Annotated in this window: 27 protein-coding genes and 1 pseudogene; 13 read left to right on the top strand and 15 right to left on the bottom strand. The window is 73.3% G+C overall.

Annotated features, from left to right (window positions below):
* Window positions 1-11: 11 nt before the first annotated feature.
* The 3 genes from BXA11_RS02135 to BXA11_RS02125 form a co-directional block, all read right to left on the bottom strand.
* Entirely contained in the window at window positions 12-194 is a 183-nt protein-coding gene (locus tag BXA11_RS02135) for a hypothetical protein (protein WP_076432237.1), read from the bottom strand.
* A gap of 83 nt (window positions 195-277) precedes the next feature.
* Window positions 278-2,152 (bottom strand): ABC transporter ATP-binding protein, encoded by a 1,875-nt coding sequence (locus BXA11_RS02130; protein ID WP_083743881.1) that lies wholly within the window; start codon window positions 2,150-2,152, stop codon window positions 278-280.
* On the bottom strand, window positions 2,133-3,923 hold the full coding sequence (locus BXA11_RS02125; RefSeq protein ID WP_076432233.1) for an ABC transporter ATP-binding protein: 1,791 nt from the start codon (window positions 3,921-3,923) through the stop codon (window positions 2,133-2,135). The genes BXA11_RS02130 and BXA11_RS02125 overlap by 20 nt, the downstream gene beginning before the upstream one ends.
* Before the next feature lie 313 nt (window positions 3,924-4,236).
* Here BXA11_RS02125 and BXA11_RS02120 point away from each other — a divergent pair, with 313 nt between their 5' ends.
* The 3 genes from BXA11_RS02120 (at window position 4,237) to BXA11_RS43605 (ending at window position 5,599) form a co-directional block, all read left to right on the top strand.
* Window positions 4,237-4,872, top strand: a complete 636-nt coding sequence (locus BXA11_RS02120) for a TIGR03085 family metal-binding protein (protein ID WP_076432231.1) — start codon at window positions 4,237-4,239, stop codon at window positions 4,870-4,872.
* 103 nt (window positions 4,873-4,975) lie between these two features.
* Window positions 4,976-5,140 (top strand): hypothetical protein, encoded by a 165-nt coding sequence (locus BXA11_RS43610; RefSeq protein WP_167769240.1) that lies wholly within the window; start codon window positions 4,976-4,978, stop codon window positions 5,138-5,140.
* Between the two features lie 297 nt (window positions 5,141-5,437).
* A complete protein-coding gene (locus tag BXA11_RS43605) occupies window positions 5,438-5,599 on the top strand; it encodes a hypothetical protein (protein ID WP_167530286.1) in 162 nt (53 codons plus the stop codon).
* Window positions 5,600-5,812: 213 nt separating this feature from the next.
* On the opposite strand, the gene BXA11_RS02115 is transcribed toward BXA11_RS43605, so the two are convergent.
* Window positions 5,813-6,100, bottom strand: a complete 288-nt coding sequence (locus BXA11_RS02115) for a chorismate mutase (protein WP_030509949.1) — start codon at window positions 6,098-6,100, stop codon at window positions 5,813-5,815.
* 306 nt (window positions 6,101-6,406) lie between these two features.
* On the opposite strand from BXA11_RS02115, the gene BXA11_RS02110 reads away from it, so the two are divergent.
* A complete protein-coding gene (locus tag BXA11_RS02110) occupies window positions 6,407-6,637 on the top strand; it encodes a hypothetical protein (RefSeq protein WP_030509948.1) in 231 nt (76 codons plus the stop codon).
* 43 nt (window positions 6,638-6,680) lie between these two features.
* Here BXA11_RS02110 and hisF read toward each other — a convergent pair whose 3' ends face one another.
* The 9 genes from hisF to hisD all read right to left on the bottom strand — a co-directional run bounded on the left by hisF (window position 6,681) and on the right by hisD (window position 12,918).
* The gene (gene hisF / locus BXA11_RS02105) at window positions 6,681-7,451 is read right to left on the bottom strand and encodes an imidazole glycerol phosphate synthase subunit HisF (protein ID WP_076432229.1); all 771 of its coding nucleotides are present in this window, start codon (window positions 7,449-7,451) and stop codon (window positions 6,681-6,683) included.
* Between the two features lie 3 nt (window positions 7,452-7,454).
* The gene (locus BXA11_RS02100; protein ID WP_030509946.1) at window positions 7,455-7,874 is read right to left on the bottom strand and encodes a RidA family protein; all 420 of its coding nucleotides are present in this window, start codon (window positions 7,872-7,874) and stop codon (window positions 7,455-7,457) included.
* Between the two features lie 52 nt (window positions 7,875-7,926).
* Entirely contained in the window at window positions 7,927-8,652 is a 726-nt protein-coding gene (priA, locus tag BXA11_RS02095; RefSeq protein ID WP_030509945.1) for a bifunctional 1-(5-phosphoribosyl)-5-((5-phosphoribosylamino)methylideneamino)imidazole-4-carboxamide isomerase/phosphoribosylanthranilate isomerase PriA, read from the bottom strand.
* A gap of 4 nt (window positions 8,653-8,656) precedes the next feature.
* Window positions 8,657-9,040, bottom strand: a complete 384-nt coding sequence (locus BXA11_RS02090; protein ID WP_030509944.1) for a hypothetical protein — start codon at window positions 9,038-9,040, stop codon at window positions 8,657-8,659.
* Between the two features lie 114 nt (window positions 9,041-9,154).
* Complete coding sequence (hisH, locus tag BXA11_RS02085; protein ID WP_167769239.1) at window positions 9,155-9,787, bottom strand: imidazole glycerol phosphate synthase subunit HisH; 633 nt, start codon at window positions 9,785-9,787, stop codon at window positions 9,155-9,157.
* Window positions 9,784-9,936, bottom strand: a complete 153-nt coding sequence (locus BXA11_RS43600) for a hypothetical protein (RefSeq protein WP_167769238.1) — start codon at window positions 9,934-9,936, stop codon at window positions 9,784-9,786. The genes hisH and BXA11_RS43600 overlap by 4 nt, the downstream gene beginning before the upstream one ends.
* On the bottom strand, window positions 9,936-10,541 hold the full coding sequence (gene hisB / locus BXA11_RS02080; protein ID WP_030509942.1) for an imidazoleglycerol-phosphate dehydratase HisB: 606 nt from the start codon (window positions 10,539-10,541) through the stop codon (window positions 9,936-9,938). Before hisB ends, BXA11_RS43600 begins: the two co-directional genes overlap by 1 nt.
* Complete coding sequence (locus tag BXA11_RS02075; protein ID WP_076432227.1) at window positions 10,538-11,614, bottom strand: histidinol-phosphate transaminase; 1,077 nt, start codon at window positions 11,612-11,614, stop codon at window positions 10,538-10,540. Before BXA11_RS02075 ends, hisB begins: the two co-directional genes overlap by 4 nt.
* Complete coding sequence (gene hisD, locus BXA11_RS02070; RefSeq protein WP_076432225.1) at window positions 11,611-12,918, bottom strand: histidinol dehydrogenase; 1,308 nt, start codon at window positions 12,916-12,918, stop codon at window positions 11,611-11,613. Before hisD ends, BXA11_RS02075 begins: the two co-directional genes overlap by 4 nt.
* Before the next feature lie 199 nt (window positions 12,919-13,117).
* Between hisD and BXA11_RS02065 the strand changes: the two genes are divergently transcribed.
* From BXA11_RS02065 to BXA11_RS02050, 5 genes and pseudogenes are all read left to right on the top strand, one after another.
* Entirely contained in the window at window positions 13,118-13,882 is a 765-nt protein-coding gene (locus BXA11_RS02065) for a DeoR/GlpR family DNA-binding transcription regulator (protein WP_076432224.1), read from the top strand.
* Between the two features lie 43 nt (window positions 13,883-13,925).
* The gene (locus BXA11_RS02060) at window positions 13,926-15,374 is read left to right on the top strand and encodes an FGGY family carbohydrate kinase (RefSeq protein ID WP_076432222.1); all 1,449 of its coding nucleotides are present in this window, start codon (window positions 13,926-13,928) and stop codon (window positions 15,372-15,374) included.
* Window positions 15,260-16,458, top strand: a pseudogene (locus BXA11_RS44300) (NAD(P)/FAD-dependent oxidoreductase); the annotation flags it as partial. The gene BXA11_RS02060 and the pseudogene BXA11_RS44300, both read left to right, overlap by 115 nt.
* Window positions 16,459-16,488: 30 nt before the next feature.
* Window positions 16,489-16,833 (top strand): (2Fe-2S)-binding protein, encoded by a 345-nt coding sequence (locus BXA11_RS45605; protein ID WP_308441004.1) that lies wholly within the window; start codon window positions 16,489-16,491, stop codon window positions 16,831-16,833.
* Window positions 16,833-18,239: an NAD(P)/FAD-dependent oxidoreductase gene (locus BXA11_RS02050; RefSeq protein ID WP_076432220.1), complete on the top strand. Its 1,407-nt coding sequence runs from the start codon at window positions 16,833-16,835 to the stop codon at window positions 18,237-18,239. Before BXA11_RS45605 ends, BXA11_RS02050 begins: the two co-directional genes overlap by 1 nt.
* Here the strand turns inward: BXA11_RS02050 and BXA11_RS02045 are convergent.
* Window positions 18,228-18,881, bottom strand: coding sequence for a hypothetical protein (locus tag BXA11_RS02045; RefSeq protein WP_076432218.1), 654 nt, complete (start codon window positions 18,879-18,881; stop codon window positions 18,228-18,230). The genes BXA11_RS02050 and BXA11_RS02045 overlap by 12 nt on opposite strands.
* 132 nt (window positions 18,882-19,013) lie before the next feature.
* Between BXA11_RS02045 and BXA11_RS02040 the strand changes: the two genes are divergently transcribed.
* The 3 genes from BXA11_RS02040 to BXA11_RS02030 all read left to right on the top strand — a co-directional run bounded on the left by BXA11_RS02040 (window position 19,014) and on the right by BXA11_RS02030 (window position 21,431).
* Window positions 19,014-19,370 (top strand): arsenate reductase family protein, encoded by a 357-nt coding sequence (locus BXA11_RS02040; protein ID WP_076432216.1) that lies wholly within the window; start codon window positions 19,014-19,016, stop codon window positions 19,368-19,370.
* A gap of 56 nt (window positions 19,371-19,426) precedes the next feature.
* On the top strand, window positions 19,427-19,924 hold the full coding sequence (gene ybaK / locus BXA11_RS02035; RefSeq protein ID WP_030509932.1) for a Cys-tRNA(Pro) deacylase: 498 nt from the start codon (window positions 19,427-19,429) through the stop codon (window positions 19,922-19,924).
* 94 nt (window positions 19,925-20,018) lie between these two features.
* A complete protein-coding gene (locus BXA11_RS02030) occupies window positions 20,019-21,431 on the top strand; it encodes an amidase (RefSeq protein WP_076432214.1) in 1,413 nt (470 codons plus the stop codon).
* Here the strand turns inward: BXA11_RS02030 and BXA11_RS02025 are convergent.
* Window positions 21,428-21,919: a hypothetical protein gene (locus tag BXA11_RS02025; protein WP_076432212.1), complete on the bottom strand. Its 492-nt coding sequence runs from the start codon at window positions 21,917-21,919 to the stop codon at window positions 21,428-21,430. The genes BXA11_RS02030 and BXA11_RS02025 overlap by 4 nt on opposite strands.
* Before the next feature lie 101 nt (window positions 21,920-22,020).
* Here BXA11_RS02025 and murA point away from each other — a divergent pair, with 101 nt between their 5' ends.
* Window positions 22,021-23,325, top strand: coding sequence for a UDP-N-acetylglucosamine 1-carboxyvinyltransferase (murA, locus tag BXA11_RS02020; protein WP_076432210.1), 1,305 nt, complete (start codon window positions 22,021-22,023; stop codon window positions 23,323-23,325).
* The last annotated feature ends 33 nt before the right edge of the window (window positions 23,326-23,358 follow it).

Raw genomic sequence — 23,358 nt, 5'->3', positions numbered from 1 at the left:
CTCGGCGCAGATCAGCCGTCCGCGCCCGTCAGGGAGCGCAGGCAGGGGCGCAGCAGCTCGGCGATCTGCGCCCGGTAGCGGGCCGCCCCCTCCGCTGCGGCGTCGGAGGCTCCCGGATGGGTCAGCATCGAGCGCAGCACGGCCAGCGACTCGACCGGCTCGTCGGCCATCGAGGCGGCGAGCCGGTCGAGCATCTCCTCGACGACCTGTTCCGGCTCGCTCGTGAAAGGCTCAGGCGGCCGGTGCGATCAGGGCCGGACGACGCCGGCCGCCGGCGTCAGTGGACGGTGGTCGCGGTGGTCCAGGAGGCGTAGAGGTCGGCGTACACGCCGGGCTGCTCGACCAGGACGGCGTGCGGGCCGCGCTGGACGATCCGGCCGTGCTCGAACACCAGGACCTCGTCGGCCGCCTGTGCGGTGGACAGGCGATGGGCGATCGAGACGGCCGTACGACCGCGGGTGACGCCGTCGAGGGCGCGGGCGAGGCGCACCTCGGTGGCGGGGTCCACGGCGGAGGTGGCCTCGTCGAGCAGCAGCAGGTCGGGGTCGGCGAGGTAGGCGCGGGCGAGCGCGACGAGCTGGCGTTCGCCGGCCGACAGGGACTCGCCCCGCTGGCCGACCGGGCTGTCCAGGCCCGCGGGCAGGCCGTCGAGCCAGTCGGCGAGGCCGAGCTCGGTCAGGGCCCGGGTGATCTCCTCCCGGGTCGCCGAGGGCCGCCCGAAGCGGATGTTGTCCTCAAGCGTCGAGTCGAATAGGAACCCGTCCTGCGGGACCATGACGATCCGCTCCCTGAGCGAGGAGAAGCTCACCGTGCGCAGGTCGGTCCCGTCCACGAGGATCCGGCCGGAGGTCGGGTCCATGAGCCGGGTGAGCAGCTTGGCGAAGGTCGTCTTGCCCGAGCCGGTCTCCCCCACCACGGCGACCCGCGTGCGCGGCGGGATCTCGACCGACACGTCGTGGAGCACCGGCGGCCCGCCGGGGTAGGCGAAGCCCACGCCGTCGAAGCGGACCGAGATCGGGCCGCGCGGCAGCGTCTCGCCGTTCTCGGGGTCGGCCACGTCGGCCGGGGTGTCGAGCACGCCCAGGATGCGCCGCCATCCGGCGATCGCGTTCTGCGCCTCGTTCAGCACCTCGGTCGCGGTCTGCAACGGGCTGATGAACAGCGTGATCAGGAACAGGAACGCGATGAGCCGGCCCGCCGTGATCGAGTCGGCGACGCCCAGCCAGACTCCGGCCACGACCACCAGCGCGACCGTGATCGAGGCGACCAGCTCGGTGGCCGGGAACGTGAACCCGACGATCTTCTGCGCCCGGGTCTGCGCCGCGCGCATGCCGTCCACCGCCGTGTCGATCCGCTCGGCCGTGCGGTCCTCCGAGCCGTACGCCCGGATCACCGCGCTGCCGACGACCGACTCGCTGACGGCGGCGAGGACGTCGCCGGCGCGCTCGCGCACCTTGGTGTACGCCTTGGCCACCAGGCGCTGGAACCGGGGCAGCGCCAGCACCAGCGGCAGGAAGCAGGCCCACACGATCAGCGTGAGCTGCCAGGAGTAGACGGCCATGAGCACGGTCGCCACCACCAGCTGCCCGGCGGACACGATGACCATCAGCCCGCCCCACTGCATGAACGTGCTGATCTGGTCGACGTCGCCGGTCACGCGGGACACCAGGCCGCCGCGCCGCTCGGTGTTCTGCGTCAGCACCGACAGGTCGTGCACGTGGCGGAAGCCCTTGCCGCGCAGGGCCGCCAGGCCCGACTCGGTGGAGCGGTAGAGCCGGACGTTCATCAGGTAGCCGCACAGCGCGGTCAGCACGACGGCGAGCGCGCACAGGGCCACGGCGTTCCGGATGAACGGCAGGTCGGGCTCGCCCGAGCCCAGGCCGCGGTCGATCACCTGCTGCACGGCGATCGGCACGACGACCTTGCCCAACGTCGCCAGCACGGCGAGCACGAGCGTCCCGGCGAGCCCGTGGCGGAACTCCGGCGACAGCCGCAGGCCCTGCTTGAACGTCTCCAGGGCGCCCCGGTCGGCCGACCGCAGGGACGAGCTCTCTCCTGCGGCCGTGCCGGTCGCAGGGTCGGTCACGGCGGTCACCGCGTCACGCTCCTCGTCCAGGGCTTCGGGCCGTGCGTCATGCCACGACCTCCTCATCGGTGTCTTCGCTGATGTCGAGCGCGGCCCGTTCGGCCTCCTCGCGCTCGTAGGCAGTGACGAGGTCGCGGTAGCCCGCGCAGCGGGCCAGCAACTGCTCGTGGGTGCCGTGGTCGGTGACCACGCCCTGTTCCAGGTAGACGACCTCGTCGGCGAGCGCGATCGTCGCCATCCGGTAGGCGACCACGATCACCGTGGCCTCGGCGGCGCCGTCGCGCAGGCCGTACAGGATGCGCTTTTCGACCTGCGGGTCGACGCTGGAGGTGGCGTCGTCGAGGATGAGCAGCCGGGGCTCGCGCACGAGCGCGCGGGCCAGTGCGAGACGCTGGCGCTGACCGCCCGACAGCGTCGCGCCGCGCTCTCCGATCCGGGTGTCCAGGCCGGACGGCAGCGCGCTCACGAACCCGTCGGCCTGCGCGAGCCGCAGCGCGGCCCAGACCCGCTCGTCCGGCTCCTGCCCGCCGAGGGCGATGTTGCCGCGCACGGTGTCGTCGAACAGGAACGTCTGCTGCGGGACGAGCGCCACCGAGGCGCTCACCTCGCCCCTGGCCACCTCGCGCAGGTCGACGCCGTCGACGCGGACGACGCCCTCGCCGGGGTCGATCAGGCGCGCGAGCAGCTGGGTGAGCGTCGACTTGCCCGCCCCGGTCGGCCCGACGAGCGCGATCGTACGGCCCGGCGCCACGGCGAAGCGCACGTCCTTCAGCACCGGGCTTCCCGGCACGTACGCGTAGGAGACGCCCTCGGCCTCCACCCGGGCCGGGCCGGAGGCGTCCAGGCGGGCGGTGCCGTACTCCATGGAGCCGGTGGCGTCGAGGACGTCGGTGACCCGCGTCCAGCCGACGACGCTGCGCGGCAGCTCGGCCAGCACCCAGCCGAGCGCCCGGATCGGGAAGGCGAGGAGGGTGAACAGGTAGGCGACCTGGATGAGGTCGCCGGCCGCGACGCCGCCCGACTCCAGCCGCAGCGACCCGACGAGCAGCACGGCGAGCACGCCCAGCGTGGGCAGCGCCTCGAGCATGGGGTCGAACAGCCCGCGGACCCGGCCGACGGCGACGTTCGCGTCCCGCAGCGCGTCGGCCTTCGCCTGGAAGCGCGCGGTCTCCGCGTCCTCCCGGCCGAGGGTCTTGACGACGAGCGCGCCGTCGAAGCTCTCGTGCGCGACCTCGCTCACCTCGGCCCGCAGTTGCTGGGCCCGCATCGCGAGCGGTGAAAGCCTGCGCTGGTAGACCAGGTTGAGCACGGCCACGGCCGGGAAGATCAGGAAGCCGACGACGGCGAGCACCGGGTCGACCAGCACGATCGCCACGGCGGCCGTCACCAGCATCACGACCACGCCCACCGCCATCGGCAGCGGGGCGAGCGGCGCCCAGGCCGCCTCGACGTCGGAGTTGGCGTTGGACAGGAGCTGCCCGGTGGGGTGGCGGTGGTGCCAGGCGAGGGGCAGCCGGAGGTACTGCCGCGTCACGGCGCGGCGCGAGTGGGCCTGCATGCGGTACTGGTGGATCCCGGCCATGATGCGCCGGCCCATGATCCCCGCGGCCTTGAGCACCGCCACGCCCACGATCAGCAGGGCCGCCACGACCAGCGTGCCGGTGCCCGCCGCGCCGTCGCGGAACGCGGGCAGCACCGCGTTGTCGGTCGCCCAGCCGAGCGCCCAGGACGAGGCGACGGTCATCGCGCCGTAGACGGCGCTGGCGACGACCGCGCCGGTGAAGATCCTCGGCTCGGTTCTGATCGCCACACCGATGACCTTGAGACCCTGGAGCATGACTGAGCTGCCGGGCCGCGCGGGGGACTCCTTCGTCGGCACGCGGTGCGTTCCTTCCGATCGGGGGACCAGCCGGGGCCGCTCCCTGCGAGCGTCCCGGAGGGGACGTTACTCACTCGGGGACGCCACCGGATCGGTCACCGGACCGACGCCGCCCAAGCCCTTGGTCCTAGTCATGTCTCGCGGATCGCCGTGAGGGGCGGCATCTGCCAGACAGTGCTAGTTACTCCCTATCATCCTGATCAACCTGTTTATTCCTCGGACAGGCGCGGCCGCCGGTCCGGACGGGACGACGGACGCATAGGCTGATCGCGTGACACACGCCCAGACGGAGCGCGCGGCGCTCTGCGACCTGCTCGACCGCCTCGGTCCTGGGGCGCCCACGCTGTGCGAGGGATGGGCGACCGAGGACCTCACGGCCCACCTCGTGCTGCGCGAGCGCCGGCTCGACGCCGCGCCCGGCATCGCGCTGCCGTTCCTGGCGGGCTACACCGCCGCCGTGCAGGACCGCATCAAGCGGCGCCACCCCTATCCCGAGCTGGTCGGGCTCGTCCGTCACGGCCCGCCGCGCTGGACGCCGTACGGGCTGGTCCCCCGCCTGGACGAGATCGTCAACACGGTGGAGCTCTTCGTCCACCACGAGGACGTGCGCCGGGCGCAGGCCGGCTGGGAGCCTCGCGTCATCCCGCGGGACCTGCAGGAGGCGTTCTGGGGCCGGCTGCGCGGCGGCGCCCGGCTCTTCCTGCGCAAGGCTCCGGTGGGGGTCGTGCTCCGCCGTCCCGACGGGGCGAAGACCGCCGGGCGGATGGCGGAGCCCGCCGTGGTGGTCACCGGCGAGCCGTCGGAGCTGCTGCTGTTCGCGTTCGGCAGGCAGGCGCACGCCCGGGTGACGTACGACGGGGACGCCGCGGCGATCGCCCGGCTACAGGAAGCCCGATTGGGGCCCTGAGCACGAAATCGCGGGAGTTGTCCGGAATTCTCACGTAAACGTCGTCCAATGGGGCAGCATGTGAGACCAGCGCACGACGTGTGGGAGCGTTTGGGAGCCCCGGATGAACCTCAAAAAGGTCCTGACCTATCTGGTCATCGCGTTCGTGATCTTCTATTTGTTCACGCAGCCGGCAAACGCCGCCGGCGCGGTCAGGAACCTGTTCGGGGGCGTCAGCACGGGAGCCGAACGCCTGTCCGCGTTCTTCACCTCGCTCTTCTCGGGCTGAGCCCCCGCTCTTTCCGGGGTGATCCCCGGACGTTCCGGGCCGAACCCCGCTCTTGCCAGGCCGAGCCCCGCTCGTTCCGGGCCGAGCCTCGCTCTTTCCGGCCGGGCTCCGCTCTTTCCGCGCAGGTCGGCGGGGGTGCGGGCAGGCCCGCGAGCAGCCCGGGTCGCGCCGTGACGAGCCGCTGAATCACGCCGTCTCACTATGAGGGCGGAACGGCCTCATGGCCTCTCGGCTAGTTATGATCATTACTGCCGCCGGGTACAAACGACCGGGATACCGACTGCAGGAGGCCCCCCGATGAAGGCGAAGAAGGTTCTTACGTACGCGGCCATCGCGTTCGTGGTCTTCTACCTCTACAGCCAGCCGCAAGCGGCGGCAGGCGCCGTGCGAGGCGTGTTCGACACGGTCAACACCGGAGCCAGCAGGTTGGCGACCTTCTTCACCTCGGTGCTGAGTTGAGGCCGCGGCTCGCCCGTCCCCGCTCTCCCTCAGGTAACCCCGATCACGACCACAGGCAGCGACGAACGATCGACGAACCGCACTGACAGTCAGAGCCCCGAGGCTCTCCGCGCACAGGCCGGCAGGGCATCCGCCCTTGCTCCGCCGGCCTTTCCTTCCGCGTCCCTCCATTCCTTCCGCGTCCCTCCATGCCGGCGGGCCCGCGGCGCCCTGCTACCCGCGCTGCCGGTGCTCCGTGAGCTCGTACTCCACGAACGCCCCGATCATCGCCCGCCAGACGGCCTCGGCGACCTCCGGGGACAGCCCCTCGCGCTCCGCGCGCTCACGCGCCGCCGTCACGACCCGCTCCACCCGGCCGGGAGCCCGTACGGCCTGCTCGTCCGTCTTGAAAGCCGCTGCGGCGCGCACGAGACGCTGCCGCTCGGCCAGCAGTGTCGTCAGACGGGCGTCGAGCTCGTCGATCCGGCGGCGGACGTCGTCGAGCGAGGCGAGGTCGGACACATGCTCCTCCGGGGCGCGGCGAGACGATGATCATTGGCAACTCTAGGGCTCGTGCAGGAGAGCCCGCACATCCGGCCCCCGGGGTTCGAGCCCCCGCCTCGGGCCCACGCGCGCCCGGGAGCGATCGGTCCCCGCTGACCGGCCACGTCGAATCTCGATAAAGAACACACAATCACGTATGCCGGTTTTGGCCCACTATCGTCCTATTTGCGGTGATTGGGATGGACGGTTGCGTGATACCCGGCTGACCATTGAGGAGGCGGACTCCGGAGCGCCACATGATCGGTTCACGGACAGGAGACAGCTATGCGTGCAAAGCGTTTCCCGAGCCTGCTGGGCCTGGCGTTCCTCGTCGCCGTCGGGCTCGCGGCGGCCGAGCCGGCCCACAAGGCGTCCGCCGCCACGACGTGCTGGGGCGACGACGGGTGCGGCCGGGGCGGCAGCTTCCAGGGACAGTGGCAGTACCAGTCGATGGCGTCCTCGTCGCTCGGGACCGGCCCTGACGCCTACCCCACGGCGATCGTCGACATCGACTGAGGACACACCGGCCGGGGGCCGGATCCCGGCCCCCGGCGGGCGCTCAGCGGACCGGGTGACCGGCCGCGCGCAGCGTGTCCTTGACCTCGTGGATCTTGAGCTGGCCGAAGTGGAAGACCGAGGCGGCCAGCACGGCGTCCGCCCCGGCGTCCACCGCGGGCGGGAAGTCCTCCAGCCGCCCGGCGCCGCCGGAGGCGATCAGCGGGACGCTCACCGCCGCCCGCACGGCCCGCAGCATCTCCAGGTCGTAGCCCGACTTGGTGCCGTCGCCGTCCATGGAGTTGAGCAGGATCTCGCCGACGCCGAGCTCCTCCCCGCGGCGCGCCCACTCCACCGCGTCGATGCCGGTCCCCCGGCGCCCGCCGTGGGTCGTCACCTCGAACCCGGAGGGCGTGGGCGGCCCGTCGACCACCCGGCGCGCGTCCACCGACAGCACGATGCACTGCGACCCGAACCGGCGCGAGGTCTCGGTCAGCAGTTCGGGACGCGCGATGGCGGCGGTGTTGATGCCGACCTTGTCGGCCCCCGCGCGCAGCAGCCGGTCCACGTCGTCGGCCGACCGCACGCCGCCGCCGACCGTCAGCGGGATGAACACCTGCTCGGCCGTACGGCGCACCACGTCGAGCATGGTCTCGCGCTCGCCCGAGGAGGCGGTGATGTCGAGGAAGGTCAGCTCGTCGGCCCCCTCGGCGTCGTAGCGCGCGGCCAGCTCGACCGGATCGCCGGCGTCCCTGAGATTCTCGAAGTTGACCCCCTTGACCACCCGGCCGCCGTCGACGTCCAGGCAGGGGATCACCCGCACCGCTACGGTCATCGCTCAGTCCTCATGGGTGCCGCGTTCCACCGGCCGGTAGCCCTCGACCTCGACCTCGACCAGCATGCGCTCGTCCACCAGCCCGGCGACCTGCACGCTCGTGCAGACGGGCCGCACATCGCCGAAGATCTCGCCGTGGGCCTTGCCGACGGCGTCGAAGTCGCCGGCGTTCACCACGTACAGGCGGGTCCGCACCACGTCGGCCCGGGTGATACCGGCCTTCTCGACGGCGTCCAGCGCGATGGAGAAGGCGGTGAGCGTCTGCTGGTAGGCGTCGCCCACGTGCTGGACCTCGCCGCCCACGGTGGCGGTGCAGCCGGACACGAGCACGTGCGGCCCGGCCACGACCGCACGGGCGTAGCCGTACCGGTCCTCCCACGGGCCGCCGGAGGAGATCCGCCCTTCGGGCATCTGAGTGCTCATGCCGCCTCCTCGCATTCGGTGCGGAACGGCACGCGCCAGGCGTCGCGCTCGCTCATGCGGACTTCACCGCCGCGAGCGCCTCTTCCAGGGTGAACGCCTGGGCGTACAGCGCCTTGCCCACGATGGCGCCCTCGACGCCGTCCGGCACGAGCGTCGCGATCGCCCGCAGATCGTCGAGCGAGGACACCCCGCCACTGGCGATGACCGGGCGGTCGGTCCGCGCGCACACCTCGCGCAGCAGGTCGAGGTTGGGACCGCGCAGCGTGCCGTCCTTGGTGACGTCGGTGACGACGTAGCGCGGGCAGCCCTCCGACTCCAGCCGGTCGAGCACATCCCACAGGTCACCGCCCTCCTGGGTCCAGCCGCGGGCGGCCAGCGTGGTGCCGCGCACGTCGAGCCCCACCGCGATGCGGTCGCCGTGCTCGGCGATCGCCTTGGCGCACCACTCCGGGTTCTCCAGCGCGGCGGTGCCGATGTTGACCCGGCGGCAGCCGGTGCTCAGCGCGGCCTCAAGCGAGGCGTCGTCACGGATCCCGCCGGACAGCTCCACGTTCACGTCCAGCGCGCCGACGACGGAGGCGAGCAGCTCGCGGTTGTTCCCCCGGCCGAACGCCGCGTCGAGGTCGACCAGGTGGATCCACTCCGCGCCGGCCTTCTGCCAGGCGAGGGCGGCGGCGAGCGGATCCCCGTACGAGGTCTCCGTCCCCGCCTCGCCCTGCACGAGGCGGACGGCTTGGCCGTCGGCGACGTCGACGGCTGGGAGCAATACGAGCGACATTTGGTCATGACCTCCGGTCGAAAACGATGGTGACGAGCACCGGGAGCAGCAGGATCGAGCCGAGGAACACGCCCAGCCGGGCCATCCACGAGTCGAGCAGGATCCAGGCGAGCACCTGGACGAGGAACCACAGCACGGCGACGACGGCGTTCTCCGTGCGGCGGCGACGGGCGAGAAACCCGCGCTGCCGGGCCACCCGCACGGGCCTGGCCGGCCGCGGCAGCACCGCGCCCACGACCCCGGCCACGGCTCCGGTGACGGGCCCGACGAACCGCTCGCGCATCTCTCGCCGTCTGGCGGCCCTCGCCTCGCGCTCGGCCCGGGCCGCCGCGAGGCGTTCGCGCTCGGCTTCGCGCTCCGCCCTCCTGCGGGCCCGTTCCTTGCTCATCGGGCCTCCCGCTCAGGTCCGGTCACGGCCTCGGCCCGGCCGGCCGTACGCGCCGCGGCCCCGCCGGTTTCCAGTGTCGCACCGCTGCCGCGAGATTTCGCCTGCTGGACACGCTCACAACGTGCTCAGCCAGTTGGACAGCAGCACGGCCCCCGCGTCCCCCGACTTCTCCGGGTGGAACTGGGTGGCCATGAGGGGGCCGTTCTCGGCGGCGGCCACGAACGGCACGCCGTGCTCGGCCCAGGTGACCAGCGGCTCTTCGAAGCCGTCGCCGGCCTCCAGCCGCCATTCGCGCACCCCGTAGGAGTGGACGAAGTAGAAGCGGGTCCCCTCCTCCAGGCCGCGGAACAGCACGCTGCCCTCGGGCGCGGTCACGGTGTTCCACCCCATGTGGGGCAGCACGGGCGCCTCGAGCCGCTCGACCGTGCCGGGCCACTCGCCGCAGCCCTCGGTGTGGACGCCGTGCTCGACGCCCTTCTCGAACAGGATCTGCATGCCGACGCAGATCCCGAGCACCGGGCGACCGCCGGCCAGGCGGCGGCCGACGATCTGGTCGCCGCGCACGCCCTTCAGCCCCTCCATGCACGCCGCGAACGCGCCGACGCCGGGGACGACGAGCCCGTCCGCGTCGAGGGCCGCGTCGAAGTCGGCGGTGACGGTGACGTCGGCCCCCACGCGGGCCAGCGCCCGCTCGGCCGAGCGGAGGTTGCCCGAGCCGTAGTCGAGAACGACGACCCGTCTGCTCACTGCCACCACATCACCCCCGCGGTGATCGCCATGACGGCCCCGACGCCGGCGAGCGCCGCCAGCAGCTTGAGGCCCTGCCGAATGCCCGAGATGACCCCGCCGATCAGGAAGAGGCCGATGAAGAGCATCCCGCCGGACGCGAAGGTCATCAGAGCACGCCCTTGGTGCTGGGCACGCCGGTCGCCCGGGGGTCCCGCTCCGACGCCTCGCGCAGCGCCCGCGCGAGGGCCTTGAACTGCGCCTCCACGATGTGGTGGGCGTTGCGCCCGTACGGCACGTGCACGTGGAGGCAGACCGCCGCCTGCGCGACGAACGACTCCAGGATGTGCCGGGTCATGGTGGTGTCGTAGTCGGGCCCGATCATCGGGGCCATGCCCTCGGGCTCGGTGTGGACGAGGTAGGGCCGGCCGGACAGGTCCACCGTCACCTGCGCGAGCGCCTCGTCAAGCGGGCAGGAGGCGCTGCCGAACCGCCGGATGCCCGACTTGTCGCCGAGGGCCTCGCGGAAGGCCGCGCCGAGCGCGATCGAGGTGTCCTCGATCGTGTGGTGGGCGTCGATGTGCAGGTCGCCCTCGGTCTTCACGGTCAGGTCGAACAGGCCGTGCTTGCCGAGCTGGGCGAGCATGTGGTCGTAGAACCCGACGCCGGTGGACACGTCGACGATCCCGGTGCCGTCGAGGCCCACCTCGACCAGCACCGACGTCTCCTTCGTCGTGCGCTCGACGCGGCCGCGGCGCTCGTTGAGCTCGGTCATGCGAGGACCCCCTCCAGCGCGGCGCGGAACGCCGCCATCTCTTCCGGCGTGCCGATCGACACGCGCAGCCAGCCCGCGGGGCCGGTCTCCCGGATCAGCACCCCGCGTTCGAGCAGTCCCTCCCATACGGACCGCCGATCCGCAAAGGTACCGAACAGCACGAAATTGGCGTCGGAATCGGCGACCTTCAGACCGCGCCCGCGCAGCCAGTCCACGACGGCGTCCCGCTCGGCGCGCAGCGCGTCCACCGTGCCGAGCAGCTCCTCGCGGTGCGCCAGCGCCACCCGGGCCGCCGCCTGGGTCAGCGTGGACAGGTGGTACGGCAGGCGGACCAGCAGCAGGGCGTCGACCACCGCGGGGTCGGCGGCGAGGTAGCCGAGCCGGGTGCCGGCCATCGCGAACGCCTTCGACATGGTCCGCGTCACGATCAGCCGGGGGTTTCCCGGCAGCAGGGTCAGCGCCGAGGGCGTGCCGGTGCGGGCGAACTCGGCGTACGCCTCGTCGACCACGACCATGCCGGGCGCGGCGGCGAGGATCCGCTCGATCACCTCCAGCGGCAGGGCCGTGCCGGTCGGGTTGTTCGGCGAGGTCAGGAACACCACGTCGGGCCGGTGCTCCTCGATCAGCCGCACGGCGGCGTCCGGGTCGATCGCGAAGTCCTCCTCGCGCAGGCCCTCGATCCACCGCGTGTTCGTGCCGCCCGCGATGATCGGGTGCATCGAGTACGACGGCTCGAACCCTGCGGCGGAGCGGCCGGGGCCGCCGAACGCCTGGAGGATCTGCTGGATGATCTCGTTGGAGCCGTTGGCCGCCCACATCTGGCGGGCCGTCAGCCCGTGGCCGAGGTAGTCGGCGAGATCCTTGCGCAGCTCGACGGCGTCCCTGTCCGGGTAGCGGTTCAGCGTCGCCGCGCCCCGCCGTACGGCGCGGGCGAGGTCGTCGATCAGCGCGGCCGACGGCGGGTAGGGGTTCTCGTTGGTGTTGAGCTGGACCGGCACGTCGAGCTGCGGCGCGCCATAGGGCTGCTTGCCCCGCAGGTCGTCGCGGATCGGCAGGTCGTCGAGGGTCGTCATGCGGGCACTTCCCAGTCGAAGCGGGCGCGTACGGCGGCGCCGTGGGCGGGCAGGTCCTCCGCGTCGGCGAGGGCGCACACGTACGGCGCGGCCCCGGCCAGCGCCTCGCGGCTGTAGTCCACCACGTGGATGCCGCGCAGGAACGTCTGCACCGACAGCCCCGAGGAGTGACAGGCGCAGCCGCCGGTCGGCAGCACGTGGTTGGAGCCCGCCATGTAGTCGCCGAGCGACACCGGCGCGTACGGCCCGACGAAGATCGCACCGGCGTTGCGCACCCGGGCGGCGACCGCGCGGGCGTCGGCGGTCTGGATCTCCAGGTGCTCGGCGGCGTAGGCGTCCACGACCTTCAGCCCGGCCTCGATGTCCGAGACGAGCACGATGCCCGACTGGCGGCCGGCGAGCGCCTCGGTGATGCGCTCGCGATGCCGGGTCGCCGACACCTGGCCGGGCAGTTCCTTCTCCACGGCGTCGGCCAGCTCCACGCTGGTGGTGACCAGCACGGAGGCGGCGATGACGTCGTGCTCCGCCTGGCTGATCAGGTCGGCCGCGACGTGCACGGGGTCGGCGGTCTCGTCGGCGAGGACCGCGATCTCGGTGGGCCCGGCCTCGGAGTCGATGCCGATCCGGCCCTTGAGCAGGCGCTTGGCCGCGGCCACCCAGATGTTGCCGGGACCGGTCACCATCGTGGCCGGGCGGCACTCCTCGGTGCCGTAGGCGAACATCGCGACGGCCTGGGCGCCGCCCACGGCGTACACCTCCTCGACGCCGAGCAGCGCGCACGCGGCGAGGATGGTCGGGTGCGGGAGCCCGCCGAACTCCTTCTGCGGGGGCGAGGAGACGGCCAGCGAGGGCACGCCCGCCTCCTGGGCGGGGACCACGTTCATGACCACGCTGGAGGGGTAGACGGCCCGGCCGCCGGGCACGTAGAGCCCCACGCGGTCGACCGGCACCCAGCGCTCGGTGACCGTGCCGCCCGGCACGACCCGCGTCGTGGTGTCGGTGCGCCGCTGGTCGCGGTGGACCATGCGGGCGCGGCGGATCGACTCCTCAAGCGCCGCGCGCACGGCCGGGTCCAGCTCCTCCACGGCGCGCGTGAGCGCCTCGGCGGGCACCCGGGCGGACTCCAGCTCGACGCCGTCGAATCTCGCGGTCAGCTCCCGTACGGCTGCCGCGCCACGATGGCGTACGTCCTCACAGATCGGCCGCACCTTCTCCAGGGCGGCCTCGACGTCGAGTTCGGCGCGGGGCAGCACGTCGCGCAGGTCGGCAGGAAGGGACCCGCGCAGGTCGATACGGGAAATCACCGTCCCAGTCTACGGACGACCGGGCACGGATCAGCGTGTGTCCAGCATTCGGGACGGGCGTTTCACCGGCGCGCGCACCCCCCGGGAGCTGGGAATTCTCTCCTCCGCCCGATTTCCGGCCCCTGCCCTTGACAGGTTTCCGGGCACCGATCCACACTCTCGGGCGACAACAGTCACATTCGGTCAAGGGGCGGATCTCTTGCTTCCGGCGCAGCGTCACCAGCGGATCATCGAAAGCCTCGGGCGGAAGGGAACCGTGCGCACCGAGGACCTGGCCGCGCTGCTCGGCGTCTCCCACGAGACCGTCCGGCGCGACCTGGCGATCCTGGAGCGCCGGGCGCTGCTCGTCCGCGTGCACGGCGGGGCGACCTCGGCGCCGTCCGGCACCGGCGAGGAACTGTCCTACCTGGAGCGCTCGACCAGCCAGTCGGAGGCGAAGGCCGTGATCGGCGAGCTCGCGGCGCGGCTCCTGCGCCCGGGCCAGACCGTGATCATCGACGTCGGCACCACCGCCGTCCACCTCGCCAGGGCCGTCCCGCCGTCCTTCCGGGGTGTGGTCGCCACCTGCTCGCTGCTGGTGGCGGCCGAGCTCGCGGGCCGTCCCGGCGTGGAGGTGCTGGTGGCGGGCGGGCGTGTCCGGCAGGGCGACCTCGCCGTCTCCAACGCCCACACACTGGGGTTCTTCCAGGACCTGCGCGCCGACGTGGCGTTCCTCGGCTCGGGCGGGCTGGACGCCGAAGCCGGGCTCACCGACTACTTCCTCGACGAGGTCGCGACCAAGCGCGTGATCCTCGCCGGCGCCGCACGGACGTACGTGCTCGCCGACAGCTCGAAGCACGGCAGGGTCGCCGCCTACCGGGTGTGCGCCCTGGACGGCCTGTCCGGTCTCCTCACCGACGCGGCACCCCCTCCCGCGCTCGCGTCCGCCCTGGTCAGCGCGGGCGCCCAGGTGATCAACCCATAGGCTGGCCGTCGCGACTCCCCCAGCTCCAGCCAGGAGACGATCCATGTCCCACCCCTCCGCCCCGGCCGTGCTCGCGATCGACCAGGGCACCTCGGGCACCAAGGCGATCGTGGTGGGCGGCGACGGCGCCGTCCTCGCGCTGGCCGAGGCGCCGGTCCGTCCCGCGTACCTGCCGGGCGGGCGGGTGGAGCAGGATCCGCGGGAACTGCTCGGCTCGGTGCTGGCCGCCGGGCGGGAGGCGGTCGCGGCCGCGGGCGTGCCCGTCGGCGCGGTCGCGCTGGCCAACCAGGGCGAGACCGTGCTGGCCTGGGACCCGGCGACCGGCGAGCCGCTGACCACCGCGCTGGTGTGGCAGGACCGGCGGGCCGAGGAGGTGTGCGCCGGGCTGACCGGGCACGCCGAGAGGATCGCCGAGCTGACCGGGCTCGTGCTCGACCCGTATTTCTCGGCTCCGAAGATGGCGTGGATCCGCCGCAACCTGACCCGCGAGGGGGTGGTGACGACCAGCGACACCTGGCTCGTCCACCGCCTGACCGGGGAGTTCGTCACCGACGCGGCGACCGCGAGCAGGTCGGCGCTGCTGGACCTCGACGCGGTCGAGTGGAGCGGGGAGCTGCTCGGCCTGTTCGGCCTGGACGGCGAGCGGCTGCCCGCGATCGTCGCCTGCGACGAGGTGGCCGGGACGACCCGGGCCTTCGGCGGGGAGATCCCGGTCGGCGGGCTGGTCGTCGACCAGCAGGCCGCGCTGCTCGCCGAGGGCTGCCTGTCGGCAGGCGAGGCCAAGTGCACGTACGGCACGGGGGCGTTCCTGCTCGCCAACACCGGTGAGAGGGCCGTGCGCTCGTCCTCCGGCCTGACCACGTCGGTGGCGTGGCGGGCCAGGGGGGCCACGTCCTACTGCGTGGACGGGCAGGTCTACACGGCGGCCTCCGCGGTGCGGTGGCTGAACGGCCTCGGCCTCGTCGGCGACGCCTCCGACCTGGACGCGCTGGCCGCGCCGGACGCCGAGGGCGTGCTGTTCGTCCCCGGACTGGCCGGGCTGGCCGCGCCCTGGTGGCGGCCGGACGCGACCGCGGCGTTCCTCGGCATGACGCTGTCCACCCGGCCCGGGCACCTGATCCGCGCCGTCCTGGACGGCATCGCCGCCCAGGTGGCCGACCTCGCGGCGGTCGTCGCGGCCGACCTCGGGCGGCCGCCGGCGCGCCTGCGGGTGGACGGCGGCCTCACCCGGTCGGCCGCGCTCATGCAGGCCCAGGCGGACCTGCTGCAGGCGCCGGTGGACGTCTATCCGTCGCCGCACGCGACCGCGCTCGGCGCCGCCGCGCTGGCCCGCCTCGCGGTGACCCCCTCGCTCACGCTGGCCGGCGCCGTGCCCGCGTGCGCTCCGGCGACGACGTACGAGCCGCGCCGGCCGGCGGAGCGGGCGGAGGAGTTCATGACGCGCTGGCGGCGGGGCGTCCGCGCGGCGATCGAGACGGGGAGGGACGCGTGAGCGGAGGAGTCAGCAGGTCCGGGCCGCTGCCCGGCGGGACGGTCGACGTGGCGGTGGTCGGCGGCGGCGTGGTGGGCGCCGCCGTGGCCCGCGAGCTGGCGGGACGTGAGCCGGCCGGGCGTGAAACGGACGGGCGGCCCCTGTCGGTGGCGCTGGTCGAGGCGCGCCCGGACGTCGGCGACGGCACCAGCAAGGCCAACACCGCGATCCTGCACACCGGCTTCGACGCGGGCCCGGCACCCTGGAGTCACGCCTGGTGCGGCGGGGATACGAGCTGCTCGGCGGGTACGCCGAGCGCGCCGGCATCCCGGTCGAGCGGACCGGCGCGCTGCTGGTCGCGTGGACCGGCGAGGAGCTGGCCGCGCTCGACGGGCTGGCGGACAAGGCGGCGCGGAACGGCTGCCGGGAGTGCGAGGTCGTCGGCGCGGACGAGGTCTACCGGCAGGTCCCCGCCCTCGGCCCGGGGGCGCTCGGCGGGCTGACCGTGCCCGGAGAGTCGATCATCTGCCCGTGGACCACCACGCTCGCGTTCGCCACCGAGGCGCTCGCGCGGGGCGCCGCCGTGCTGCTGAACACGCGGGTCGACGGCGTGCGGCGAGACGGAGACGGGGGCGGGGACGGCGACGGGGAGACCGTGCTGCTGACGAACCGGGGCCCGCTGCGGGCCCGCTGGGTCGTCAACGCCGCGGGGCTGGGCTCCGACGCCGTCGACCGCCTGTTCGGGCACGAGCGTTACACGGTCACCCCGCGCCGGGGCGAGCTGCTGGTCTTCGACAAGATGGCCGGGCCGCTGGCGAACCGCATCGTGCTGCCCGTGCCCGGCTCGCGCGGCAAGGGCGTGCTGATCAGCCCGACGATCTACGGCAACGTGATGCTCGGCCCGACCGCCGAGGACCTGCGCGACCGCGCCGACACCTCCACCTCGGAGGAGGGGTTCGCGTTCCTGGTGGACAAGGGCCTCGCGCTCATGCCCGCACTGATGCGGGAGGAGGTCACCGCCTCCTACGCCGGGCTGCGGGCGGCCACCGAGCACGGCGACTACCAGGTCCACCTCGACACCGCGCGGCGTTATCTCGTGCTCGGCGGCATCCGGTCCACCGGGCTGACCGCGTCCATGGCGCTGGCCGAGCACGCCGCCGAGCTGCTGGCCGAGGCGGGCCTGCTCACCTCCGTACGCGGCGACGTGCCGGAACCGCCCCGGATGCCCAACATCGGCGAGGCGTTCCCCCGGCCGTACATGTGCGACGACCTCATCGCCGGGGACCCGGCGTACGGGACCGTGGTCTGCTTCTGCGAGCGGGTGACCGCCGGGGAGATCAGGGACGCCCTGGCCTCCCCGCTTCCCCCGGCCGACCTCGACGGTCTGCGCCGCCGCACCCGGGCCATGATGGGCCGCTGCCAGGGCTTCTTCTGCGGAGCCGAGATCGCCGGGCGCCTCGCCCGCGTGGAGGGATCGTGATGCGCCTCACCACCGACGTCGCCGTCGTGGGCGGCGGCCCCTCAGGGCTGACCGCCGCCGCCGGTCTCGCGGCGGCCGGCCTGCGGGTGCTGGTGCTCGACCGGGAGCGCGAGGCGGGCGGCATCCCCCGGCACAGCCCCCACACCGGCTACGGCCTGCGCGACCTGCGCACGGTGATGACCGGCCCGGCGTACGCCCGCCTGCTGGCCAACCGGGCGCTGGAGGCCGGGGCGCGCGTGCGGACCTCCGCCATGGTCACCGGATGGGCCTCGGCCACCGGCGGGGATGGGGCCGGCGGGGAGGGTGCGCACGCCCTCGACGTCACCACCCCGGAGGGACGTCTGCGGGTGGACGCCCGCGCCGTCGTCCTGGCGACCGGCGCGAGGGAACGTCCCCGCGCGGCCCGGATGGTGCCGGGCGACCGCCCGCCGGGCGTGCTGACGACCGGGCAGCTCCAGAACGTGGTCCACCTGCACCACGGCAGCGTCGGCACGCGGGCCGTCGTCGTCGGGGCCGAGCCGGTGAGCTGGTCGGCCGCGCTCACCCTTCGCGCGGCGGGCTGCCGCACGGTGCTGATGACCACCGAGCACGCCCGCGCCGAGTCGTACGCGGCGTTCAGCGTGCCGGGGCGGGCCGTGCTGCGGGTGCCCGTCGCCACCGTCACCCGGGTCGTGCGGATCAACGGCCGCGACGCCGTGGAGTCGGTCGAGGTCGAGGACCTGCGCACGGGCGAGCGCCGCACGGTGCCCTGCGACACGGTGGTGTTCACGGGCGGCTGGATCCCCGACAACGAACTGGCCCGGGCCGCCGGGCTGGCGATCGACCCGGGCAGCAGGAGCCCGGTCGTGGACAACACCCTGGCCACCAGCCGCCCCGGCGTGTTCGCCGTCGGCAACCTGGTCCACCCCGTGGACACCGCCGACGTGGCGGCCCTCGACGGCCGCCACGTGGTCCGGCACGTCCTGGCCTACCTCGCCGCGGCTTCCCCCGCCGCCTCCCGCACCGTGGACCGGCCCGCCGGGAGGGATCTCCCGGACGCGGCGCGTCCCTCGGGCGGCGCGACGAGTTCCGGCACGCGTACGGGCGGCGAGCACGGGGACGCCGGAGGCGGCGAGACCGGCGGCATGTTCGCGGGTGCGATCCCGCTGCGGGCCGAGGCGCCGTTCCGGTGGGTGTCCCCCGGCCTGGTCAGGCCGGGTGCCGGCGCGCCGCCCCGGCACCGGATCCTGCTGTGGGCGGACGAGCACCGCGCCGTCGCCAGGGTGGTGGTGGCGCAGGACGGCCGCGAGATCGCCCGCCGCGTCCTGCCGTGGCCGGTCTCCCCCGGCCGGGTGTTTCGGGTGCCGTCGTCCCTGCTGTCCGGCGCGGACCCGCGCGGCGGGCCGATCGTCATCTCACTGGGCTGAGACCGCCGCCGCCGATCCCGGGGCGGCGGCCGGCGCGGCGATCGGAGGCGCGGCGATCGGAGGCGCGATCAGCGGGAGCGTCCTGGCCAGCACCAGGGCGAATCCGAGCTGGAACGTCGCCTCGCCGTGGATGAGCAGCCCCTCGGTCTGGAGCACGTACACCGCGGCGAGGACGCCCCCGCCGAGCTGGAGAAGGAAGAACGCGACACCGACCGCGTCACCGTGGGCCCACGCGACGAGCCGCCCGGCCAGCAGGAGCTGGAGCGCGAACAGGGCCGCGCCCAGCCCCCGGTGCGCCCAGTCGACGGCCCCGCCCAGGGTGTACGGCGTCAGCACGATCCCGGCCAGCAGCGCGACGAACCAGCCGGCCATCCCCCGCAGGTGGGCCGGGTACGGCGTGCGGGCCGCCGCGGTGCGCAGCGCCCGGTGGGTGAACAGCGCGGCTCCGGCGAGACCCACGGCGTACGGCAGCAGGGTCTGCCAGTGGACCCCGTAGTAGCTCATGCCGTGGTTGACCGCCAGGCCCTCCGGCCGCACGGTGACGCACACCCCCAGCCCGCCGAACAGGCATGCCTGCCCCTTCGCGACGTCACCCGCGACACCGCCCCCGGCACCGCCCGCGAAACCCCCGACCGTTCCCATCGACTGCCCTTCCGCTCGGCCGCTCCTATCGACAAAGGCCACGTAGATAGATTGTCCCCTTTAGATCGTTTTGCCATTCGCCGGGTGGGCATGAGGACCTGTTTACGCGCAGCCGGGCGGGACAATGGCCCCATGGAGATCTGGATCAACCCAGCCTGCTCGAAGTGCAGGTCGGCCTTGTCGCTGCTCGACGCCGAGGGCGCCGGATACACCGTCCGGCACTACCTGGAGGACCCGCCGAGCGCGGAGGAGCTCGCCGAGGTGCTGCGCCGCCTCGGGCTGGAGCCCTGGGACGTCGCCCGCCTCGGCGAGCCCGTCGCCGAGGAGCTGGGCCTGCAGTCGTGGCCGCGCGACGAGGCGGCCCGCGGGCGGTGGATCGAGGCCATGGCCGCCCACCCGATCCTGATCCAGCGGCCGATCATCACCGCCGACGACGGCACCGCCGTGGTGGCCCGCTCCCCCGAGGCCGTGCGCTCCGTCCTGCCCTGACGGGGTCGTCCGCCGGGGGCGGATCGGAGAGGAGCCTCCACACTAGGCTTGCCGTCGTGAGCAAGACCAAGAGCAAGGGCGGCCAGAGCACTCCGGCGACGGTCGCCCTCACGCAGGCGAAGGCGGAGTTCACCCTTCACCCCTACGACCACGATCCGAACGCCCAGGCGTACGGCGAGGAGGCGGCCGACGCGCTCGGGCTGCCGTACGAGCGGATCTTCAAGACGCTGGTGGCGGAGACCGAGGCGGGCCTCGCGGTCGCGGTCGTGCCGGTGGCGGGCAAGCTCGACCTCAAGGCGTTCGCGGCGGCCCTGAAGGGCAAGCGGGCGGCGATGGCCGAGGCGGCCAAGGTGGAGCGGGTCACCGGCTACGTGGTCGGCGGCATCAGCCCGCTCGGCCAGCGCAAGCGGCTGCCGACCGTGGTGGACGAGTCCGCGCTCGGCTTCGAGACGATCTACTTCTCCGCCGGACGGCGCGGCCTGCAGATCGAGACCGCGCCGGGCAACCTCGTCCGGCTCGCCCAGGCCGTGACCGCCCCCATCGCGAAGCTCTGAGCCTGTCTACTGTTGGAGCCTGTCTACTGTTGCCATCGCCCGTACGGCTCACCGGCCATGAGACTGGCCGGGAAGCACACCGAACGGGGGAGACGTGAACGAGCTGGCCGATCTGACCGCGACGGAGATGGCCGCGCTGCTGCGGGCGCGCGAGGTGAGCGCGGTCGAGCTGACCGAGGCGTGCCTGCGGCGCGTCGAGGAGGCGAACCCGCGGGTCAACGCCGTCGTGACGCTGACCGCCGAGCGTGCGCTGGACCAGGCCGCACGCGCCGACGAGGACCTGCGGCGCGGCCTGGTGCACGGCCCGCTGCACGGCATCCCGGTCGCGCACAAGGACCTCGCCGACACCGCCGGCGTGCGCACCACCTACGGCTCGCGGGCGTTCGCCGACCACGTCCCCACCGAGGACGACCCGCTCGTGCGGCGCATCCGCGAGGCGGGCGGGATCGCGCTGGGCAAGACCAACACCCCGGAGTTCGGCACCGGCTCGCACACGATCAACGAGGTGTTCGGGGCGACCCGCAACCCCTACGACCCGTCGAAGAGCGCGGGCGGCAGCAGCGGCGGCGCGGCGGCGGCGCTGGCCTGCCGGATGGTGCCGCTCGCCGACGGTTCCGACATGGGCGGCTCACTGCGCAACCCCGCGTCGTTCTGCAATGTGGCGGGACTGCGGCCCACCCCGGGGCGGGTGCCGGCGAAGTCGGCGACGGCGGCCTGGTTCACGCTCAGCGTGCCGGGGCCGATGGCCCGCACCGCGGGCGACCTGGCGCTGTTCATGTCGGCCGTCGCCGGGTTCGACCCGGTCTCGCCGTTCTCGATCCGCGAGGACGGCTCGGCGTTCGCGGGATCTCTCGACATGGACCTCGCCGGGGTCCGCGTCGCCTTCAGCCCCGACCTCGGCGGCCTCCCGGTCGACCCGCGCACGGCCGCCGCGACGGCGCGGGGGGCCGAGACGCTGGCCGCGCTGGGGGCCAAGGTCGAGCGGGTGGACCTCGACCTGTCCGCCGCGGAGGAGGCGTTCCGCGTCTACCGGTCGTGGTACTACGCGCTCAACTTCGGCGACCTCCCCGAGGTGGGCCCCAACGTGGCCTGGAACGTGGAGCAGGGGCGGAAGGTCACCGGGGCCGACCTCGCCAGGGCCGAGCGGCTGCGCACCGGCCTGTTCCACCGCATGCGCGAGTTCTTCGGCCGCTACGACTTCCTGGTGGCACCCGTCAGCCAGGTGCCGCCGTTCCCGGTCGAGCAGCCGTACGTCACGCAGGTGGCCGGGGTGGAGATGCCCGACTACCTGGCCTGGATGCGGTCGTGCTACTGGATCAGCGTGCTGCACGCGCCCGCGATGTCGGTGCCGTGCGGTTTCACGCCCGACGGCCTCCCGGTCGGCCTGCAGATCGTGGGCAGGCCGTGGGCCGACATGGACGTCCTGCGCCTCGGGCACGCCTTCGAACGGGCGACCGGCTTCTGGCGGACCGAGCCGGACCTCGGCGGACCCGGCGGCGGGGCTTAGGCTGGGCCGCCCCTCTGGTTGTAGGTCACGGCGAACTCGATGACCCAGAAGACCGCGGTGGCCAGGAGCGGCCAGGCGAACAGCACGCCGTGCGCGGTCAGGTCCAGCGAGGTCGTGGTCGTGTAGCCGTCCGGTCCCGCCGCCTGGATCCCGCCCTTGGCCGTGCCGCCGACCAGCATCGCGACGTATCCGGCGAGCAGTCCGCCGACGGCGAGCCCGATGAGGACCTCGACCGGCCGCCTGCGCGACAGCACGTAGCCCGCGACTCCGCAGGCCAGGCCGAACGCGCCGGTGACCACGGCGAACCAGCCGTCGGCCTCGATGAGCGACTGCGACTCGGGATCGGCCAGATGCGGCGTCCCGTCGATCAGCACGTACTGCGCAGTGGGGGCGAGCGCCGACCACACGTATCCGGCGACCACCCCGAGGACGGCGAGCACGAGGACGGTAAGGCCGATCGCCGCCAGATTGCCCCTCAGATGCCGCACCGTCCCGATAGTACCCACGTGGTGATCGGCTCCGGTCCCGTTACTCTTGCTTGAGCCGGGTGCAGGGGACACACGGCATCGGTGTGGGCCAAGGAGGCCGAGTGAGCGAAGAGGTATGGCAGATCGACCCGTCCGGCCCCCTGCGGGGGGACGTGGAGGTCCGGGGATCGAAGAACGCGGTCTCCAAACACATGGTGGCCGCGATGCTCGGCACGGGTCCGAGCACGCTACACAACGCCCCCGAGGTCGGCGAGGTGGGGCTCACCGCCGCCATGCTCGAAGCCCTCGGCATCCACGTGGAGATCACCCCGGGTGAGATCACCATCGAGCGGGGCACCGAGATACGGCCGCGGGTGCCGGAGGAGTACACCGGGCTCAACCGCATCCCGATCCTGATGCTCGGCCCGCTGCTGCACCTGGCGGGCGAGGCGTTCGTCCCCCTCGTCGGCGGCGACCCGATCGGCAGGAGGCCGGTCAACTTCCACGTCGAGGCGCTGCGGTCGATGGGCGCGGAGATCGAGGTCGGCGACAACGGCATCACCGCCAAGGCGGCCCGGCTGCGCGGCAGCCGCATCACGCTCCCCTACCCCAGCGTGGGCGCCACCGAGACGATCCTCATGACGGCGGTGCTGGCGGAGGGCAAGACCGTCATCAAGGGCGCGGCGATGGAGCCCGAGGTGGTGGAGCTGGCGCTGTTCCTCCAGCGCATGGGCGCGATGATCGAGCTGAGCCCCGACCGGCGCATCGTCATCGAGGGCGTCGAACGGCTGCACGGCGCCTCCACCTGGCTGGCCGGCGACCGCATCGAAGCGTTCTCCTACCTCGTGGCGGGCCTGGTGACGGGCGGCGAGGTGCGCGTGCACGGCTGCCACCAGGACCGGCTCGTCACCGCCATCACCACGCTGGCGAGGATGGGCGCGCGGTTCGAGATAACCGACGACTGGCTCTGCGCCTCCGCCCCGGACGGCCTGCGCGCCGCGGCGGTGCAGACCGACACCCACCCCGGTTTCATGACGGACTGGCAGACGCCGCTGATGGTGCTGTTCACCCGCGCCGAGGGCATGTCGGTGCTGCACGAGACGGTGTTCGAGAACCGGCTCGTGTACGTTCCCGCGCTGCAGAAGATGGGGTGCGAGATCGAGGTGTTCGCCCAGTGCCTGGGCGGACCGGCGTGCCGCTACCACGACACCAACGCCAAGCACTCGGCGGTCGTGCGCGGAATCTCCAACCTGCGTGGGGCCGACGTCACACTCCCCGACATCCGCGCCGGGTTCTCCGCCGTGCTGGCCGCCGCCGTGGCCGAGGGCACCTCGACCCTGCGCGGCGTCAACCACATCGAACGCGGTTACCACAGGCCGTTCGAACAGTTCACCTCCCTCGGATTGAAGATCAACAGGCTTACGTAAAGCTTTGCGGCTGCTGGGTTTGGAGAAACGCCA

It is taken from the genome of Microbispora rosea, from assembly GCF_900156315.1.
GTDB classification, from domain to species: Bacteria; Actinomycetota; Actinomycetes; order Streptosporangiales; family Streptosporangiaceae; genus Microbispora; species Microbispora rosea.
This window is presented reverse-complemented; position numbering and strand designations above follow the sequence as displayed.